We start from the raw sequence: 19,556 nt of genomic DNA, 5'->3' as shown, positions 1-19,556 counted from the left end.
TCCTGGGGGGTCGAGATGGGTTTGATGCCGAAGTTCTCGACCAGGACGTTGAGGACCGGGCTGGTGACGAACGCGGGCAGCGAGGGGCCGATGCGAATGTCCTTGATGCCCAGGTACAGCAGCGTCAGGAGGATGGCCACCGCCTTCTGTTCGTACCACGAGAGCACCAGCGAGAGCGGCAGCGAGTTGACATCGGTGTTGAAAGCCTTGGCGAGAGCCACGGCGATCTGAACGGCGGAGTAGCTGTCGTTGCACTGGCCGACGTCGAGGAGGCGCGGGATGCCGCCGATGTCGCCGAACTCGAGCTTGTTGAAGCGGTACTTGCCGCAGGCCAGCGTGAGGATGACGCAGTCATTCGGGACCTGCTGGGCCAGTTCGGTGTAGTAGTTGCGGCCGGGCTTGGCTCCGTCGCATCCGCCGATGAGGAAGAAATGGCGGATCTTGCCGGCTTTGACCGCGTCGATGACCGCTCCGGCGACGGACATCACGGCGTTGCGGCCGAAGCCGATAGTGATGGTCTTTTCGGGCGCGTCCTCGGTGAAGCCCGGGGCGGCGAGGGCGGCGTCGATCACCGGCTTGTAGTCGTGATTCGCGATATGGGCAACTCCCGGCCAGCCGACCAGGCCGGTGGTGAAGATGCGGTCCTTATAGCTGTCCTTGGGTTTCTGGATACAGTTGGTGGTCATCAGGATGGCGCCGGGAAAGGCGTCGAACTCCTGCCGCTGATCCTGCCATGCGCCGCCGTAGTTGCCGACCAGGTGCGGATACTTCTTGAGGCCCGGATAGGCCAGGCACGGCAGCATCTCGCCGTGGGTGTAGACGTTGATGCCCTTGCCCGCGGTCTGCTTGAGCAACTCTTCGAGGTCCTTGAGGTCATGCCCGGAGACGACGATGGCTTTGCCGCGGACGGGCGTGACGCGGACGGCGGTGGGTTCCGGATGGCCGTAGGTATCGGTGTTGGCCCGATCGAGCAGTTCCATGGCTTTGAGGTTGACCTGGCCGGTCCAGAGGCACTTGCCGGTCAGCTCAGCCGCGTCGGTCGGTTCATCGGCGAGGTAGCTGAGGGCCTCGTGGACGGCGGCGTAGTGGGCGTCGTCTTCGACGCCGAGGATCTGGGCGTGATCGGTGTAGGCGGCTGCGCCCTTGATGCCGTAGGTCATCAGTTCCTGCAGGCCGGTCACGTCGGGTCCGAGGCGGTCGATGCGCTTCTGAATGCTGACGTCTTCGCCCTGGTCGACCAAGCCGTTGAGGCTGGCGGCGGGCTGCCACTGGGCCGGTCCGGTGAGTTCCTGCGGTTGCTGGCCGGCGTTGCGGCAGGCGTCCTGGTAGAGGCCCTTGGCCTTGTCGCGCAGCGTGGCGGCTTGGCGAAGCAGGCGCTCCAGCCTCTTTGGATCGAAGTTCACGTTGGTCAGCGTCGAAAAGACCGCCTGGTTGACGAAGACGTCGATCTGGCGGTCCTTGGCGCCGAGTTGCCGGGCCCGATGGGCGTACATCGCAATGCCCTTGCAGGCATGGATCAGCAGGTCCTGCAGAGCGGCGGTCTCCGGATCTTTTCCGCAGACGCCGTGGGCCGTGCATCCGGTTCCCTTGGCGGTTTGCTCACACTGATAGCAGAACATGTTCATTACTTGCTCCTTCCTTCACTTACATAAAACCCAACTGCACGTGCAGTTTATGACTCTCTTGAAACTGGTTTGCTGTCTCTGAGTTTCGGGAACGTGGAGGCCAGGAAATACAGCAGCGGTACGGCTCCCACGAGGATAATCACGGAGTCCGGCACAATCCGCCAGAAGCCCAGGGTCTGGACGATGGGCAGTTCGTAGAAATCGGCGCTCCGGGCGTACCAGAAGCCTTGCGTGTAGCTGTAGTAGACCTGCATGAGGCCCACCGGCAGCAGGGTGAGCAGGAACATCAGGAACAGCCCGCCATTGAGTCCCCAGAAGCTGATCTTCAGGATGCGGTCATTCCAATGCTCCTCCTTGACGAGCCCTCGCCACGAAAAGAGGATCAACGAGATGGCCAGCATGCCGTAGACGCCGAAGAGGGCGGTGTGGGCGTGGTTGCTGGTCAGGTACGTGGCGTGCTCGTAGTAGTTGATGATGGGCAGGTTAATCATGAAGCCGAACACCGCTGCGCCGGCGAAATTCCAGATCGAGCTGGCGGTCAGGAAATAGAGCGGCCAGCGGTACGGGAAGCGGCCGCCGGCGCGTTTGATCTCGCGATACTCCATCCACGCCCGCACCACCAGCAGGACCAGCGGGATCGGTTCGAGTGAACTGAACACGCTGCCGATGGCCAGCCAGAAGCTCGGCCCGCCGTTCCAGAAGTAGTGGTGGGCGGCGCCGGGAATGCCGCTGAAGAAGGCCAGGATCACCGTCAGGTAGGCCACCCGCAGGGCCGAGGTGGCGGTAACCAGGCCGAGGGTCACCAGGAACAGGGCGACCACCGCCACGCCGAAGACCTCGAAGATGCTCTCGACCCACAGGTGCACCACGAACCACCGCCAGTAGTCGGCGATGCTGATGTGGGTGCCGCGCCAGTACATCAAGCCGAAGCCGAAGAAGGCGACGATCAGGATCGCGCTGAACACGTAGAACAGGATCAGCGCCTTGCGGTCGGCTTCCTGTTTGTCCTTGGGTTTGGGACCGGAGCGGAACATCGAAGCCATCGCGCGGTAGACGATAATCAGCCAGAAGATCAGGCCCGCGAACAGCAGGATCTGCCAGAGCCGGCCGAGTTCGAGGTACTCCCATCCCTGATGACCGAGCCAGTACCACGTCTCGCCGAGCCAGCCTTGGATGGCGGCGACCTCGCCGAAGAGACTCAGGCCCACCACCGCGACCAGGGCCACAAACAGCAGGTTCACGAAGAACTTCTGATGACGGGGTTCGCGGCCGGAGATCATCGGGGCCAGGTAGATGGCGGTGCCGATCCACGAAGTGGCGATCCAGAGAATGGCGAGCTGGAGGTGCCAGGTCTTGGCCCAACTGTAGGCGTACATCTGGCCGACGGTCTCGATGTAGAACTGAGCCGGATGGACGGTGTAGTGGGCGAGCAGGCCGCCGTTGAAGATCTGGACCAGGAAGAGCAGTCCGGCGACGAGGAAGAACTTGGGCGTGGCCCGCTGGCTGGGGGTCAGCGGGGTCTCGATGATCCGCTGGGCGGCTTCGACCGCGCGGGCCGACCCGTAGAAGAACTCGTAGCGATGGACGATGTAGATCACGACGCCCAGAATGCCGAACAGGACGAGGATCGAGGCGATGCTCCAGAGGAGGGCTTCGGCAGGGGCGACGTTGCCGACGGTGACGTCGGGCGGCCAGTTGTTGGTGTAGGTCATCTTCTGGTCCGGCCGGTCGGTGCCCGCGGCCCAGGCGGTCCAGAAGAAGAAGTCCGCCGCCGCCCGGCGCTCCTGTGCGGTCGGGACGGTATCGGGCAGGAAGCCGTATCGCGGACTGCCCTCGCCGAGTTGCTGTTCCCAGAAATCGCGGTGACGTTCCAAGCCGTACATCTCGGCGGCGTTGAGGGTCAGGACGCCGGTCCGCGGGTCGTACTTGTTTTCGTGGATTTCGTCGATGACCTGCAGGCGGATGGAGCGTTTTTGCTGCTCGGGCAGTTGCTCGAAGGCGCCGGGTTGGGGATTGGTCGGAGCGGCGTAGTAGTCGCGCATCGCTTCGCCGAGCCGGTGGAGCGAGACGGCTGCGAAGTCCGGGCCGCGGAGCGACCCGTGTCCCCAGACGCTGCCGTGGTCCATCAGGGCGTAACGCTGGTAGACGTCCTGGCCGGTCTTGATCTGATCGTGGTCGGTCACCACTTCGCCGTCGGCCGTCACCTGTTGCGGGATCGGCGGGACCTTGTCCTTGGCGAAATAGCCTCCGATCAGCAGGAACGCCATCGCCGCGACGAACGCCACGATCGCTGCGTTTCGAAGACCCGTCGTTCCCATTGAACTACCTCCCGTTGAACCCGCGTTGCCCGCCTAGACCCGTCCGCTTGCCGGCGTAAAGCAGCAATAGCCGATCTGGTCGCAGCGCTGGCGCATCTGCTCCCAGCGTTCGGGGCTGTCGATCGCCTCGAGAGCGGCTGGGTAGAGCACGTTGTTCTCCTTGGCGATGTGCTCGCGGAGGGTCGGAACCAGCGCCTCGGTCATCGCGTTGAGGCGGTTCTTGAACCAGTCGAAATCGATGCTTTCAGCCGAATCGGCCAGCTCCCGCAGTTCGCGATTGATCGGCCGCATTTCTTCGTGTTCGAGCCGCATCACGTCGCTGGGACCGGTCAGGCCGTGGGCCTCGACCTCCGGAAACAGCACGTCCTCCTCCCGCTGATGGTGCTTCTCTGTCTCGACCAGGTGCTCAGCCAGGTGGCGGAGCGTGTCGAACTCGTCCCGCTGCGGATCGAACCGGTCCATCGACTGGATCGTGCGGTTGGCCGCCTCCAGCTCATCGAGGAATCCCAGAATCATCTCGTGCTCAGCCACCAGCGTATCCAACATGTGGCCCGCCGGCACCCGCTGGCGAAGCCGATCGACCGCGCCGGCAAAGAGCTCCAGATGGGCAGAACAGAGGTGGCGCAGGTCTTGCGGCTCGAGGCCCGCTTCGCGGAGTTGGGCTTCGATGTGCGGGAGGTCTTGCGGCGAAGCCGAGGCGAGCAGTTCTCGGACCTCCTGCCAAATGTCCTCATTCGCTTGGCCAGCCTTGAGGCGGTTGAGAATGTCCGATAGAGTCTGATCGGTGTTCATGGCTTACCCCCTTTCGCGACTCGTCAATTGTTGCTTTCGGCGTTGATGGTCTGGTTCGCCAGCTTACGCCCAGCGGCGCGGGCGCGGTCGAGGTCCTCAGGCGACGGCTGCCACTTGCAGGTGATCGCCTCGTGGACCACGGGGATCTTACAGCGTTCGAAGTGCTGCTCGATCACCTTGACCGAATCGCCGCTCCAGCCGTAGCTGCCGAACGCCACGCCCACCTTGTTCTTGAACTTCAATCCGCGCAAATCCTCCAGCAGCGGCGTGATGGTGGGCAGCACGCCGTTGTTGAGAGTCGATGAGCCGATCGCCAGCGTCCGGCTGCGGAACACCTCGACGAGGGCGTCGTTGCGGTCGATTGTCGCCATGTGCAGGACCTTGTGATCCACGCCCTTGTCGGCCAGCCCTTCGCCGATGGCCTCGGCCAGCCGGCGGGTCGCGTCCCACATCGTATCGAACAGGATCGCCGCCCGCGGCTCGGGCGTCTGGGCCGACCACGCCTTGTAGCGGTGGACGATCTGCAGCGGATCGGTCCGCCAGATCACGCCGTGACTCGGGGCGATCATCTCGACCGGCAGGTTCATCGCGATCAGTTCGTCGATCTTGCGCGAGACCTGCGGGCTGTAGGGCGTCAGGATGTTGACGTAGTACTTGAGGGCCTCTTCGAAGAGTTCCTTTTGATCGACTTCGTCGTTGTAGCGGAACGCGGTGGCGTAGTGCTGGCCGAAGGCGTCGTTGGGCATCAGGATGTTTTGGCCGGTCAGGTAGGTGAACATGCTGTCGGGCCAGTGGAGCATCGGGGCCTCGACGAACAGAAGGTCGCTGCGGCCGATATTGATTCGCTCGCCGGTGGCGACGGGCCGGAACGGCCACTCACGATGGAAGTGGCCTTTGACGCTCTCGAGGCCGCGCTTCGAGACCACCAGCTCAGCCCGCGGGGCGTGCTCCATCACCAGGTCCAGCGCGCCCGAATGGTCGATCTCGGAATGGTTGGCCACCACCAGGTCGATCTTCGACGGGTCGAGCACCTCGCGGATGTTCTGGAGGAGTTGCTCTTTGAAAGGCGACCAGACGGTATCGACCAGCACCGTCTTATCGTCCACGATCAGATAGGCGTTGTAGGATGAGCCTCGGTGCGTCGAGAGCTCGTGGCCGTGAAACGACCGCAGGCTCCAGTCCGCCACGCCGACCCAGTACACCCCTTTTTTGATTTCGACGACCATCGTCGGTCCTCCCCTTAGACGGCGGCGCCCGCACAGCCGGAGTCGAACCGCTCGCGCGAGCGGACCTGTCCATCGATCCCCAGTTTGACCAGTTCCAGCGGGACGTTTTTCCCCGAGGATTCGATGGCTGATCGTACCACTTGCACCATGCCGAAGCAACAGGGCACTTCCATGAACGCCACCTCGACCGAGACGATCCGGTTCTGGCTGAGGATGGCAGCCAGCTTCTTCTGATACGCAACGGCATCGTCGAGTTTAGGGCAGCCGACCAGCAGGACCTTGCCGGCGAGGAACCGGCGGTGGAAATCGGGCGCCGCGCAGGCCACGCAATCGGCGGCGACGAGCAGCCTCGCCTCATGGAAGTACGGCGCGGTGATCGGGGCCAGCTTCAACTGCACCGGCCAGTTGGCCAGCATCGAAGGCTGATCGGTCCCGTGGGCCGCCTCAGCCGCCTTCGGCTGCATCTGGCGGACCATCGAACCGGGGCAGCTACGTCCGTGCTCGGCGTGCGTATGGCCTTGGGCCTGAAGGGCCTTGACGGCGTCTGGGTCGAACGGGGCGGCCTCGCGCTGCTCGATCGTGATCGCCCCTTGCGGACATTCGCCCAGACACGCGCCCAGACCGTCGCAGTGGCTCTCGCTGACCAGCTTGGCCTTGCCGTTGATGATGCGGATGGCCCCTTCGGCGCAGGCGGTGGCGCACTGGCCGCAGCCGTCGCATTTGGCTTCGTCAATTCGAATGATCTGTCGTTTCATCGATCTTGCTCCTGATTCGCTGGGCCAGAACGGCCAGGGTTGTGTTCGAGAGGTGTTCGCTGACCATCGTGCGGATGGTCGAGACGAGCGGGCTGAAGATGCAGTCGCCGCCGGGACACAGCGGCCGGCCGAACAGACAGTCGGACTGGGCCAACCGGCCATCGATGGCCTGGTAGATTTCCAACAGCGAGGTGCGCTTCGGGTCGCCGGTCAGCCGATAGCCGCCGCTGGGCCCGCGTTCGGAAACCACCAGGTCGGCCCGCGCCAGCCGCTGAAGCACCTTGCGAAGATGCTGCTCGGGCGCGCCAAGGGTCTCAGCCAGCTTGGTGCTGCTGTACCGGTGATCCGGCTGGGTTGCCATCACGGCCATGGCATGCAACCCGATCGACGCCGCGTCCGAGATGTTCAAAATGCCACTCATTGGAAATAACTCCTACTCCAATATCGCCGTTTACGCCCTCGATCGCCGGCACCCGCAGTCACCACGCCAACTGCCTGCAGCACAGCGTCTGATCGCCTGCCAGGAAAGTAAGAAGCGCCTGGTCATCCATCACAGAACTCCAGTCATTCGCCACAATGCTTTGACCACCAGCCACAAGCTCCCGGCCACGCCCACCACAGTCCTTTCGGCCATGCCCACCGCAATGCTCCCGGCCACCCATCAGAGAGCTCCCGGCCATCCAACCGTCCTCACCTCATTCCCATCACTATTCCTGTCATTCCCGCTCGCTCCCGGAGGCAATTGGGAATTTAGGTTCCTATATTCCCAATTGTTGTATCGGCCGAATTACTTGTCAACAAACTTGATCTAGAGCAAGGCGGGGCTTGATTGGAGCCGAACGATGCTCTCGCCGCCCCCGTATCAGGTGAGCAGAAGGGGAAATCGACTATGCCCCTAGCGTCCACCTCTCATCGGACAAACGTTTGAGCATCGCCTCAATGGCCGCGGCAGGAGCGTTTACCAGGACGGTCAACTGCGCTCATACAGCAGATCCGTGTCGCGGAGGGCGTAGTGACGGAAGTATTTACTGGGCGACTGTTCCACCGAACGGCGGGCCAACAGGTCGACCGGGCGACCGATCAGGCGCTCGATGTCCTGTTTGAGGGCGACGAACTCCAAGCCGATCCGCGCGTCGGGCTTGAACGTCACGAGGATATCGACGTGGCTTCCCGGCTCGGCTTCGCCGCTGGCGAAGCTCCCGAACAGTTCCAGCCGGGCCACCTGGTGCGTTTCGCACACGTCGCCCAGCGCCCGCTTATCGATTTGGAGGTCTCTGGCTTGCATCGCTCGTTTTCCCAATCGACACGTTGATCGGTTCCGAGAAACCAGTATAGTCTATTCGGGTGGTTCGAGCACGGCTCCGGAAGGCAAGTCTCAGCGGTCATGGAAACCACGCCGGGTCAGGGCAAGGGCGTCGCGATCGGGTGGCATTGGTGCGTTTAATCCAGTTGCAGGGCCATTGTGTAAAGACGGTAGTTCTCGGCGGTTCCGGCTTGGCGGAGGGTGTCGATCACATGCTGATCGGTTGTGGTGATCCTGAGGTCCAGCTTGCCGTCGTTGGCAAACTTGGTGAGTGTAGATAGCAGGTCCTTTGCGCAGGCTTGCGGCTCGGACAGGGCGAAGGGCGAACAGCCCGGGAAGTCCGGGCAGACGATCCAATGATCGACACACCGGTATTCGCCAAGCTCGACCTCGCCGACCGGTTCGTTGAGGAAGCATGCATCGTTCAGTTGGCCGAATCGCTCAAACGATAGGTCCGCTGGATTGTGAACAAGATCGGCGTTCATGCGCCTTCAGACCGTCCTGGACCTCTGGGGCAACCACCACATCGGCTGGACGCGGCTGCTAATCAGCCGTCTGTATCTGATCCAGTATCTTGATCGTGATGTCCTTTGGCGTCGACCTGGTGGCATCTGTCTTGACGCCGAAATTGGATCGAGCCCATTCGTTTGCCGTTCGGAAGTATTCGACCCCTTCCTTCCCGATCCTCTGCTCCGGTGGGCGACCAGCGTCGCGTTTCAGATGCTCCTCAGGATCAACGGCAAGGTTGAAGATGCGCACGCTGTCTTTAACAGGACCAAGTCTTGCCAGCAGATCGCTGAGTTCCTCATCCTGCATGAACATCCCATCGACCACCGCATGGAGTCCATGCCCGAGAATCACTGCGATCCCTGTCGCCAGCCACGCGTTCCGGAAGTTATCTCCCTTCTCACGGCTGCGTCTATCCAAGGCCTGCATTGTCCGGTCGGACATCCAGGGAAAGCCGTCTCCGTGCAGATACGCGCTGTCGGGCAGTAGTTTTGCGAGCGCGTAGGGCGCCGTTGTCTTGCCAACACTGCAAGGACCTCGGATGATCACTACCATGATGTTGCCTTCCCGTCGCTTGACCATGTTCACGTGGGTTATTCACGATCCACGGATCGCGGGCCGCCTCCACTTTCGAGAGCATATTATGCGTTGCAACAGGTCCTTGTCTCCCGGGGCGGGCTGCGGTCGGCGGCGATGGGGCGGCTGGGATGGGGCGGATGGCTGCAAATCGGGTGTGCAAGGGTATTGCGGTTACGGTCCTGACGTTTGCAGTCGCCGGCATCCTGGTTGAGGACGACGGGCGGGAGGCCGCGATGGCGGTGGGTCGGGGCAAGACGTCCAAGCAGCGGCGGAAGTCCGCTCGTGGAGCAAACGCTGGGTGTAGGCGCGGGCTGGCGTCTATCCGAACAGATGGTCGCCCAGGTGCGTGAAGACGGCGGCGCGGGCCTGAAGCACCATCGCAATCGCGACGAGGGCGACGAGGACGAACGCGATGAACGCCCGAACCTCGGTCTGGTTCTGCTGCGGGTCGTCAGCGGGCATCCAATAGGCGGTGACGAGCAGAAGGTAGCCGAAGCCCAGGAGCACGGCGAGCCAGACCGGATAGTTGCCCACGGTGTCGAATGGGTGAAGCAGGACCGCCGTCGCCGAGACTCCCTCCGCAAACAAGGCCCACACCACGGATGGAAGGTAGATCGGCAGAATCACGTACAGCGGCGTGATGATCGCGAAGAACACGACGACTTCCAGGAACGAGAATACGACGCTCCTGGGCAGAATCAAACGCATCAGACTCATGGGCAACCTCCAGCCACACCGGATATACTGTTACCCCGTTCGGCGAAACGGATCAAGGAGATTGCACGATTCGCTCCCGGTCGGCATAATGAAGGCCGGTGTGGGGGAGTTGGTCAAACTTCGCTGAGGATCGAGGCATGTACGAACGGCTGGGACAAGTGACGCTCAAGACGGGCGAGGCGGCGGAGGTGGGCCGGGTGCTCGGACCGGACCCGGTGTGGGGGCCGAAGCTGATGTACCTGCTGGGCCACAAGGGCCAGCCGTGGGCGTGGCAGATCGCCCAGTCGCTGGAGCGGGACGATCTGGGGTTTGCCAGCCACTTCTACGTGCTGTCGAAGGGCGGGACGCCGTTTGCGAACATCTGCACGTTCGAAGCCGAGGGCGTGGGCACGCTGGGACACGTCTATACGAGCACGCAGGAGCGCCGCAAGGGGGCGGCCGACCTGCTGATGCGGGCGTTGATGGATGATTTTCGGGCTCGCGGCGGCCGAGCGCTGTACCTGGGGACCGAGTACGATACGCCGCCGTACCACCTCTACGCGCGGCATGGGTTCGTCGGCCGCGAGGAGGGCTCGGGCTACATGTTCTACTTCAAGGGCAGCCGTCAGGCGTTCGAGACCGCGCATTTCGCTGCGGGTCCGGCGCGGATCGAGCCGATCGCGTTCAAACACTGGCCCGTGCTGCCGGCGTTGACCATGATGGAGCATCCGTGCCAGCTTCGGGCGCCGGGCATGCGGCTGGTGGGTCCCAAATCGAGCGAGGGGCCGGTGTTGTTCTTGCTCAAGGAGATCGCCGAAGGCGGCCAATCGGTGGCCGGCGCGGTGGCGGTCTCCGAGGCGACCGGGGCGACGGCCGGCTTCGCCGTGCGCAATCCCGACCATTACTTCGGCGGACAGGTGGACATTTTGGACGTGTTCACCGCTCCGGGATTCGAGAAGGACATCGCGGCGATGGTCGATGCGGTCGGACACGTCGAAGGCCGCAAGATGATCTGCTACTCCGACCGCCGCTGCGAAGCCAAGGACGAGGCGCTCAAGGCGTTGGGCTTCACGGTGGAGGGGTCGCTCAAGAAGCACCTGAGGGCGCCCTGGGGCGGCATGGACGTGGAGGTCTGGAGCAAGTTCGTCTGAGACGGGAGCGTTCGTCGCGGGCGGGCAAGTGGGCGTCAATGGAGAATCGGCACGCGAGGAGGCAGAGCCATGTTCGAAGGGGCATCATCCGCCGAGTCGGATAACGCATTCATGTCGCCGGCGGTGGGGTTGGTGGTTCTGGTGACGCTGGGGGTGGCGGCGTGCTTATGGGGAATGGACGCGGGTCCGCCGCTGTCGGACCATGAGGCGATCGTACCGCAGTGCGCCCGGCAGATACGGCAGAGTGGGCAGTGGCTGATCCCGCACTTCAATCGGGTTCCCTTCATTCGCAAGACCCCACTTCAGTTCTGGGCGGTGGCGGGGATATCTTACGTGAGCGATCCGCCGGACCAGGATCCGCCGGTGAGCGTGTTGGCGGCGCGTCTGCCGTCGGGAGTGGCGGGGGTGCTGACGGTCCTGGCGGTCTACGCGCTGGGCCGATACGCCTATGGAAAGCGGGTGGGCCTGGTGGCGGGCCTGGTGGCGGGGGGGAGTCTGGGGGTAATGTTCTATTCGCACAACGCGCAGACGGAGATGCTGTTGGCGTTGTTTGCGGCTGCGTCGATGGCGAGTTTCTACCGCGGCCTGGCCGAGGAGCGGCGCGAGGGATTGTACCTGATGGGCGGGTTTGCGTGTATGGGGCTGGGCATGCTGGCGAAGGGGCCGCTGCCCATTCCCCTGGTGGGATTGCCGATGGTGGTTTACTGGGGGCTGGCCGCGCCGATTCAGCGGGCAGCGGAGGGGTCGGGGGGGGCCTTGATCGGCCGGGTATTCAGGGCAATCGTCGGGCAGGTCTTCCGCAGGCGGACGTTGTGGTTTACTCCGGGGGTGTTGCTGTTCTTCGCAATCGCCGCTCCATGGCCGCTCTATGTGTACCTGAAGGTGCCGGACGCGGTGGCGTTGTGGCGGACGGAGTTTTTCGACCGATACGAGGGGCTGCTCAGCAGCCGGCCAAAGCCATTCTGGTACTATCTTCCGCTTCTGATCGGGTTGACCGTGCCGTTCTGCCTGTCGCTGCCGGAGGCGATCATCGCCCCGTTCCGCGACAAGTACCGGAAGGAACGGGCGGGCATGCTGTTTGCGCTGGTGTGGGTAACGGTACAGGTGATCTTCCTGAGCACCTCGCCCTTCAAGCGTCCGCACTATCTGGTTCCGGTGGTGCCCGGGGCGTGCCTGCTGCTGGCCCCGGTGATCGCTCGGCTGTTTCTGGACGATCCGGCGCCGCGGAAGTCGCGCGTGCGACTGGCGATTATCGCGTTGGCGATCGCGATGGCGGTCGGCCTGCCGTGGGGCGTCTGGGAGATGCATGAGGAATACCCGGGGATTCTCTGGATGGCACTGCCGACGTGCGGGCTGATTCTCATCGGTCTGGGCATCTGCTGCGGCCTGTTCTGGAGGGAACGTCGTCCGGCGAGTTTGATGGCGCTGGCGGTCACATCGATCATCGGGTTCGCGTGGGTGTGGTCGGCCCTGGGTCGCAGCGACGTGAACATGGGGGAGGTCCGTCTGGCGGAAGCAATGAGGCGGCTGGGGATCGACGAGGGCGACCAGATCACGTTCGCGGTGGGCCGGCCGGACGCCCGTCTGGGTTACTACCTTGGAACACAAGTCCAGCCGTTGTTCACCGAACTGGAGATCGCGACGCGGCGGCGCGGGCGCATCGAGGTCTCCGAGGAGATTCTGTGGGAAGGCATTGCCCGTGTGGAGGCCCTTCTGAACAGTGAAGAAGAGCACTATCTGATTTTCGAGGCCGATGAACTGAACTCGTTGAAGATGATGCTCCCGGACATTCGGTATACGGAAGTCCTGCGCGTGCCCACGCATCCGAAAGACCGCAGCAGGGATCTTGTGGTGATCACCAACACGTGGAATACCGGCGAGGAGGAGGACTTGGATGGCGATGACCGCGCGCCCCCGCCGGTGTTCAACCCGACCTCGTCCTGATGAGCGCGCGGCACGGCGTCCCGCGAAGGGGCGGCGTCCGTCAGTGCTCGAACCGGCAGCCGAAGGGGGCGTAGGTCTGCTGAGCTTCCCTGAAGCCGGAGACCACGCCGCGGTAGTCGGAGGCGCCGGTGAAATAGCGGACTCCGGCGTCGAAGAGCTTGCGGGTGTAGTCGGGGTTGATGCCGGAGGTGCCGCAGGCGATCCCGTTCTGGCGACAGGCGCGGGCGACCCGCTGAACGGCCTCGAAGACGCGCGGATGGGTCATCTGTCCGGGCAGGCCGAGACTCAAGGACAGGTCGGCGGGCCCGACGAACAGGACGTCGAGTCCCTTGACGGCGGCGATCTCGTCGACGCGCTCAACCGCTTCGGTGTCTTCGATCTGGGCGACGATGAACGTCTCGTCGTTGGCCGACTTAAGGTACTGATCCAGCGGCAGTAGACCGAAGTCCGCGTCGGCGTTGATCGTCTCCAGTCCCCGGTTGCCCAGCGGCGGGAACTTGGCGTGTTCAACGACCTGACGGGCGCGTTCGGCTGAGCTGACGTGTGGGATCATCAATCCGGTCGCTCCAGCCTCCAGGAGGGGCGGAATCTCGTCGAGGGCGGAGGGGCCGAGGCGGATGATGCAGTCGATGTTGCCGGCGCGGCCGGCGCGGAGCATCGAATCGAGCACCGACGGGTCCAGGGCGCGGTGTTCGAGGCAGATCCAGGCGCAGTCGAAGCCCATGCGGCCGGCGAGTTCCACCAGATTCGGATCGGTGAAGCATATCTTGACCACGAGGACGGATTCGTCGCTGCCGAGCTTGCGCTTGACGATGCTGGGGCGCATGGCGTTCTCCGATCGCTGAATGACCGCCGACCATTATAGCCGAATCGGCCGGCGGCGTCGGCGAAAAACATGGGAATAAAGACCGTTGCGGGCGGTCCAGCGGGGCGGTAAAGTCTGCCGAAACGGCCGGCAAACAGCTTTTGGAGACAGTACGATGAAGACGAAGGATGAGGTTCGGGCGGCGATCCGGGGTCCGGTGGCGTCGATCAAGACGCCGTTCCACCGGGACGGCGAAATCGACTGGAAAGGCCTGCGGCGGCAGGTGGATTTCATCGTCGAAGCGGGCGTCGGCACGATCATCCTGACCTACGGCGACAGCCTCTACACGATCCTTACCGACGATGAAGTCGCGCAGATGACGAAGGTCACGGTCGAGCAGGCGGCCGGCCGGGCACTGGTGGTGGCGGCCGACCGGATCTGGGCCCGGCCGAAGGAGGTCGCCTTCGCCAGGTACTGCCGCGAGGTCGGCGCCGACATGCTGATGGTGCTGCCGCCGGACTGGGCCCAGTCGTGCACCGCGGAGACGATGGTCGACCACTACGCCGCCGCGGCTGAGCATATCCCGGTGATGGTGGTGACCAACGTGTTCATCCCGCGCGGGATGGCCTTCGGCCTCAAGGTGCTCAAGCTGGCCATGGAGCGGGTTGACGGCATCTGGGCGGTCAAGGACGACATGTGCGGCGAGTTCGCCAGGCGGATGTGTATGCTCGTCGGCGAGAAGTGGGCGACGTTCTCGGGCGGGCAGAAGCAGAACCACTTCGACGTCTGGCCTTACGGCGTGGACGGCTATCTGGCCACGTACGTCGATTTCGCTCCAAGCGTGACGTGGGCGTACTGGCAGGCGATCGAAAAGGGCGACGCCGCTGCGGCGCGGGACATCATTCGCGACTACGACATGCCGCTTTTCGACCTGGTGTGCGGCTTCGAGGGCGGGTTCGACTCGGGAACCCACGGGGCGATGGAGCTGTTCGGGATCATCGAGCGCTGGCGCCGTCCGCCCTACAAGACGATCACCGACGCGGAGATGGAGAAGCTGCGGGCGTTCTTCCGTGAAAAGAAGCTGCTGTAATCCGCAGCGGCTGGCCATTCCACGGCGTCGTCGCCGATCGTGAAGCCAAATCGCTCCGGATGCGTCGAACAGGAAGCGGGTTTCCACCCGCCGGGCAAGCGGATCGTAAACGGCGCGGTCATGGTTGGGGCCTTGGCCGATGTCAGCCGGCACGGAGCCACTCTCGATGCGCATGTCTCTCCGGAGACACTCGACCGGCGCTCCAGAGCCGCCCAGTCTACTTCTTGTCGGCGACGGACTTGAGGGCCTGGAAGGTCGGAGGCCACAACCCCACGAAAATCGCCGCCTCCCGCCGGCCCCGCAGGAACAGGAAGATCGAAGCCAGGATGCTGCCCGCGGTCAACAGGTGAAACAGGCTTGTTCCCGTCCTGCGGACGGTGCGCTCGTCGATGTTGTGCAGCAGGGCCTCCGCCCGATCTTCTTCCTCGATGTCCATCTGAATCCGCTTTGCGGCCATGGTCCTCCCCTTTCTGCGACGACTGAGGCGATGCTCGACGCGGTCGCGCGCCGACGCAGTCAACTATAGGAATCGCCGCAACGCCCCGCAATCGGGGTAATTCCCGATTCGGACATCGGAAGAATCCTGGATCGGACGGGCCAGTGCTCTTGGAGGCCGATTATTCAAATCTGAATGGCTGCGCCGTCACCGAATCGAACTCCAATTCCGCCACGTACAATCCGCTTTCCGCCCTTCGGGCGATCGGACCGCCGCTGCCGTGGAACTGCTGGGCCACCGCCGCCTGATGCCGATGGAATGTCCGCTCCCGCAGATCGCACACCCGGTACCACAGCAGGTGCCGCCAACGGCCCTCCAGATACACGTTCGAGCCGACGCCGTGGTCGATAAACGGCACCTTCTCGCCCTTGTCGTCGCGGATGCCGTCCTGGTCGTGTACGACGATCGCCTCGCCGAACGCTCCGTCGGCCAGCGGAAACGCCGCCAGTGGATTGCGCAGCCAGCCGACGCCCGGATTCGTCGCCAGATACAGCGAACCGTCCAGCCCCTTGTTCAACGCCTGCGGAACGTGCGGGTGGTCCCGCTCGAACCACAGCGTATAGTTCAACCCGTCGGACGAACGGTAGACCCGCGACTTGCCGTCCGCCCCGCGCGTGGTGGCCACGTACGTCCCGTCGCACTCCTGAATGGACGGCTCCGATTCGCCCACCGAAAAGAACCAGTCCTGCCGCCGGTGCGTCACGAACGGCTCGCCGCACGAAGCGAACCGCCAGCCGCCGTCGCTGAATGCGAGCCGAAACACCACGATCCCCTGATCCGTCACGAACGGGGCCAGCCAGTCCTGTCCCTTCGGACAAAAATGAGACAGCGCCACTCCCTGCAGGCGGTATCCCAGCGCGTGTTTCATCAACTCGCGCCCCGTCACCGTCAGCGCCGAACCGTCCCACCGGACGCCGATGACCTCGATGAGAATCTCGCTGTCCGCCTCGGCGCTGGTCTTGTCCGCGGCGAACGCGACGGCCGCGCCCGCCAGCACGCCCGTACCCGCTCCCGCATGACCGCCGCCGTCCGCGAACTTCGCTCCTGCCGGCACGAATCCGCCGGTCAGCGGGTACTTGGCCAGGAACCCCGTGCCCGCTCGGCCGCGAAACTCCGGGTCCGGCCGGTTCAACGCGATCGCCTTGCCCGGGTCGATCTCCGCCAGACTCCGCACCACGAACCCGTCGTTGCCCACGCACAGATCGCCGCCCCCTTGCTCGTCCAGGCTCGCCGCCAGCAGGCACCGGTCGCGGTCGAGCTGAAAACACTTGCCCAGTTCGTAGCGCGTCGGGTTGCCCGTTCCCGTCGGCCCAGCCGCCGGCGCACCAAGCATCTGTCCCAGATTCACCACGCGTCGGATCGCCATTCCTCAATCTCCAATGAGCCACGTTCAACCGGCATCCACCGGTCCGCTATCGTATACTCCGCTGACGCTTGACACTACCTTTGTCCGCGTAATTACGTTACTTTGACGTGTTCAGAAAGGCTGTGGCTTGCATATCAGGAGCAACACTTGTAGGAGAGGCGCCATGGGTCGTCTGTACCATCGAAGCTCGAAGAAAACGGGGCTGCCGCCGGGAACCGTCGTGCACGTGGGCGCCCAGAAGGCCGAACCGGTCCGGATCAACGTCATCGACTACGACACCGAACGCTTCTCCGAGAAACAGGTGAGCTCGGTGACCAAGACCGCGCCGTGTCGCGAGTCGCCGACGGTCACCTGGATCAACGTCGACGGCGTCCACGACCCGCAGGTCATCCACAAACTGGCGGAGACCTTCGGCATCCACCCCCTGGTGGCCGAGGACGTCGCCAGCACCTCTCAGCGGGCCAAGGCCGAAGACTTCGGCGACTACGTCTTTGTCGTTCTGCGGATGATCCGATGGGACCAGGAAAAGTCGCAGATCGACAGCGAACAGGTGAGCATCGTCCTTGGACAGAACTTCGTCATCACGTTCCAGGAACACCCGGGCGACGTCTTCGACTCCGTGCGCGAACGGATCCGCCAGAGCCGAGGCCGCGTTCGTAGCGAAAAGGCCGACTACCTCGCCTACGCCCTGATCGACGTGATCGTCGACAACTACTTCGCCGTCCTCGAGGCCTTGGGCGAGCGGATCGAAATGCTGGAAGGCGAACTGGTCAACCACCCCTCGCGCGCGATGCTCCACGAACTGCACCGGCTCAAACGTGAAGTCCTCCTGCTCCGCAAGTCCGTCTGGCCGGTCCGCGAGATCATCGGCGTGCTGGAACGCGCGCCGGAAATCCTGGTCGCCCGATCCACCATGCCGTTCCTGCGAGACGTCTACGACCATTCCATCCGCGTGGCTGAGACCATCGAGACCTTCCGCGACCTGCTGACCGGCATGCTCGACATCTACCTCTCCAGCGTCGGCAATCGCAGCAACGACATCATGCGCATACTGACGATGATGATGTCCATCTTCGTCCCTCTGACCTTCATCGCCGGACTCTACGGCATGAACTTCCAATACATGCCCGAACTCTCCTGGCACTGGGGCTACTACGCCTCACTCGGCGTGATGGCCGCGGTCGCCCTGGTCATGCTCCTCTTCTTCCGTAAGCGAGGATGGATCTAGCCTCCCGGCGGCATGTGCGCGCCGGTGGGCCGTCTTCGCCGAAGGCCAGTACCGACGGCGTCGTGATTTCCCAAGGCCAGGTCAGGGCCCAGCCGTTATGGAGTCGGCTCGGAAGACGGAAAAACAACCTGGGTTGGGGTCGCCACCGACCACCACTCGTCGCCATCCTGCGGATTCTTGCCGAGCCCAAGCTGCCCGTAGTAGTTGTGGCCCCACGTCCAGACGGTTCCATCGTCCTTGAGGGCGATGCTGTGTGAACTGCCCGCCGCGATCGCCTCAACGCCTGACATGACCTTGACGGGAGTGTTCCGGTCCTCCTCCGTCCCATCGCCCAATTGGCCCCAGTGATTCCAGCCGGCTGCGTAGAGGTCCCCGTTGTTCAGGAGGACCAGGGAATGGGACTTTCCGCAGGCAACCGCCTTGACGCCCGTCAGGCTCCCCATGCACCGCACCGGGCTGTACGAGTTGTACGCGATATGGTCTTCGCCGTTGCCGAGTTGGCCATTGGCGTTGCCGCCCCAGCCCCAGACCACGTCGTCCCCGTTCTCATCCTCAAGGATCACCAGCGTGGCCGGATCGCCTTCCCTCAGCCAGCCCTGCTCGATGGCCTTGACCTGCTCCAGCGTGTTTACCTGCTGCTCTTCAAAGTGGTAATCCCTGTTAACATCGTTTTCGTAGTAGTGCCACCTCCAGACCGTCCCATCATCCCGGATCGCGTAGTCGTCGTACGGCGGGCAGCGAACGATCCCGATGAACATCTTGTTCGCGGTGAACGGAACCGGTCCGGGCTCTCCCGTCCCCTCCCAGCCGGTCTCGCTGTCGATGTAGAGCTCCTCCGGCTGCCAGACCTGCTTATCCCCATCGATCATGTACGGCATGCCAAGGTGCTCGATCGCCGGCAGACCCGGAAATATGACGAAACCGTGACTCTCCGCCAGAGGGTTTGTCGTATACCGCCATCCGACTCCGCTGTAGTATACGTTCGAGCCGATAAGGGCCCAGGTAGAGCCCGTTCCTCCGACGATCGCCGTGAATCCGGTCGGCGAGTCGACTTCGACGGGCGATTTGCGGTCACTCTCCGTCCCGTCGCCCAGCATGCCGTACACGTTCCGCCCCCACGACCAGAGACGCCCATCCAGCGTGCCGACGGCAAACGTCGAAAACTCGCCCGCCGCGATGAGTCTCATCGTTGTCGTTGTCGGTTCAGTCGAACCGATGATGCCGTACACGCTGAAGCCGTTGATGTTGCCGGTAACCGTCTTGGCCGTCGTATCCACGCTCGAACCGGCCACTGCCTCCCATGCCCCGGAGACCGCTTTGGCCAACTTCAACGACTCCTCCGAAACCTCTGACGGGATCGCATTCGGGTCATACGCGATGGTCAGAGCGACCGGCTGCTGGAATGCCGTTCCGTCCAGACCGAAGGCGAAAGCCGTGCCCGGTACGTAGGCCGGATCGTCCGGCGGGTCGCTCTCTTCCTGAACGCTAATCTCGGTGTCCTCGGCGACGGCCCCCGCCGGCGCCGTCAACGTGACATCGCCGTCGGCGGCGTCGACCTCGCCGCCCGCAGCCGGAATCGTCAGTCCCGCCGCCGGCGCGGAGTTCACCGTAATCTCCACCGTATCATCCGCGGTCTCAGCACCGTCGTCGGCCGACAGCTTCAGCACGTAGACGC

At 63.6% G+C, this 19,556-nt stretch carries 18 protein-coding genes; 4 read left to right on the top strand and 14 right to left on the bottom strand.

Going from position 1 to position 19,556, the window contains the following annotated elements:
• From hcp to GXY33_06985, 10 genes are all read right to left on the bottom strand, one after another.
• The coding region (hcp, locus tag GXY33_07030; protein NLX04880.1) for a hydroxylamine reductase at window positions 1-1,619 on the bottom strand (1,619 nt) is incomplete at its 3' end.
• A 53-nt stretch (window positions 1,620-1,672) separates the two neighbouring features.
• Window positions 1,673-3,943 carry a nitric-oxide reductase large subunit gene (locus GXY33_07025; GenBank protein NLX04879.1) on the bottom strand — a complete coding sequence of 757 codons (2,271 nt, stop codon included), beginning with the start codon at window positions 3,941-3,943 and terminating at the stop codon, window positions 1,673-1,675.
• A gap of 33 nt (window positions 3,944-3,976) precedes the next feature.
• Window positions 3,977-4,735, bottom strand: a complete 759-nt coding sequence (locus tag GXY33_07020) for a DUF438 domain-containing protein (protein ID NLX04878.1) — start codon at window positions 4,733-4,735, stop codon at window positions 3,977-3,979.
• 23 nt (window positions 4,736-4,758) lie between these two features.
• Window positions 4,759-5,961 (bottom strand): MBL fold metallo-hydrolase, encoded by a 1,203-nt coding sequence (locus GXY33_07015; GenBank protein NLX04877.1) that lies wholly within the window; start codon window positions 5,959-5,961, stop codon window positions 4,759-4,761.
• Window positions 5,962-5,975: 14 nt separating this feature from the next.
• Entirely contained in the window at window positions 5,976-6,716 is a 741-nt protein-coding gene (locus GXY33_07010) for a 4Fe-4S binding protein (GenBank protein NLX04876.1), read from the bottom strand.
• Window positions 6,691-7,137, bottom strand: coding sequence for an Rrf2 family transcriptional regulator (locus GXY33_07005; GenBank protein NLX04875.1), 447 nt, complete (start codon window positions 7,135-7,137; stop codon window positions 6,691-6,693). Before GXY33_07005 ends, GXY33_07010 begins: the two co-directional genes overlap by 26 nt.
• 549 nt (window positions 7,138-7,686) lie before the next feature.
• On the bottom strand, window positions 7,687-8,001 hold the full coding sequence (locus tag GXY33_07000) for a nucleotidyltransferase (protein NLX04874.1): 315 nt from the start codon (window positions 7,999-8,001) through the stop codon (window positions 7,687-7,689).
• 155 nt (window positions 8,002-8,156) lie between these two features.
• Window positions 8,157-8,504 (bottom strand): hypothetical protein, encoded by a 348-nt coding sequence (locus tag GXY33_06995; protein NLX04873.1) that lies wholly within the window; start codon window positions 8,502-8,504, stop codon window positions 8,157-8,159.
• Window positions 8,505-8,562: 58 nt separating this feature from the next.
• Entirely contained in the window at window positions 8,563-9,114 is a 552-nt protein-coding gene (locus tag GXY33_06990; protein ID NLX04872.1) for a hypothetical protein, read from the bottom strand.
• Between the two features lie 309 nt (window positions 9,115-9,423).
• A complete protein-coding gene (locus GXY33_06985) occupies window positions 9,424-9,822 on the bottom strand; it encodes a hypothetical protein (GenBank protein NLX04871.1) in 399 nt (132 codons plus the stop codon).
• A gap of 137 nt (window positions 9,823-9,959) precedes the next feature.
• Between GXY33_06985 and GXY33_06980 the strand changes: the two genes are divergently transcribed.
• The gene (locus tag GXY33_06980; GenBank protein NLX04870.1) at window positions 9,960-10,952 is read left to right on the top strand and encodes a GNAT family N-acetyltransferase; all 993 of its coding nucleotides are present in this window, start codon (window positions 9,960-9,962) and stop codon (window positions 10,950-10,952) included.
• 69 nt (window positions 10,953-11,021) lie between these two features.
• Window positions 11,022-12,896, top strand: coding sequence for a glycosyltransferase family 39 protein (locus GXY33_06975; protein ID NLX04869.1), 1,875 nt, complete (start codon window positions 11,022-11,024; stop codon window positions 12,894-12,896).
• 40 nt (window positions 12,897-12,936) lie between these two features.
• On the opposite strand, the gene GXY33_06970 is transcribed toward GXY33_06975, so the two are convergent.
• Complete coding sequence (locus GXY33_06970; GenBank protein ID NLX04868.1) at window positions 12,937-13,722, bottom strand: aldolase; 786 nt, start codon at window positions 13,720-13,722, stop codon at window positions 12,937-12,939.
• 154 nt (window positions 13,723-13,876) lie between these two features.
• Here GXY33_06970 and GXY33_06965 point away from each other — a divergent pair, with 154 nt between their 5' ends.
• A complete protein-coding gene (locus tag GXY33_06965; GenBank protein ID NLX04867.1) occupies window positions 13,877-14,791 on the top strand; it encodes a dihydrodipicolinate synthase family protein in 915 nt (304 codons plus the stop codon).
• A 217-nt stretch (window positions 14,792-15,008) separates the two neighbouring features.
• Here GXY33_06965 and GXY33_06960 read toward each other — a convergent pair whose 3' ends face one another.
• Complete coding sequence (locus tag GXY33_06960; GenBank protein NLX04866.1) at window positions 15,009-15,248, bottom strand: hypothetical protein; 240 nt, start codon at window positions 15,246-15,248, stop codon at window positions 15,009-15,011.
• Window positions 15,249-15,408: 160 nt separating this feature from the next.
• Entirely contained in the window at window positions 15,409-16,653 is a 1,245-nt protein-coding gene (locus GXY33_06955) for a hypothetical protein (GenBank protein ID NLX04865.1), read from the bottom strand.
• Window positions 16,654-16,816: 163 nt separating this feature from the next.
• Between GXY33_06955 and corA the strand changes: the two genes are divergently transcribed.
• Complete coding sequence (gene corA / locus GXY33_06950) at window positions 16,817-17,881, top strand: magnesium/cobalt transporter CorA (protein NLX04864.1); 1,065 nt, start codon at window positions 16,817-16,819, stop codon at window positions 17,879-17,881.
• A 95-nt stretch (window positions 17,882-17,976) separates the two neighbouring features.
• Here the strand turns inward: corA and GXY33_06945 are convergent.
• The coding region (locus tag GXY33_06945) for a hypothetical protein (protein ID NLX04863.1) at window positions 17,977-19,556 on the bottom strand (1,580 nt) is incomplete at its 5' end.

The organism is Phycisphaerae bacterium, assembly GCA_012729815.1.
GTDB lineage: Bacteria > Planctomycetota > Phycisphaerae > JAAYCJ01 > JAAYCJ01 > JAAYCJ01.
Note: the sequence above shows the minus strand (reverse complement) of the source record. Positions and strands in the feature narration are given on the sequence as shown.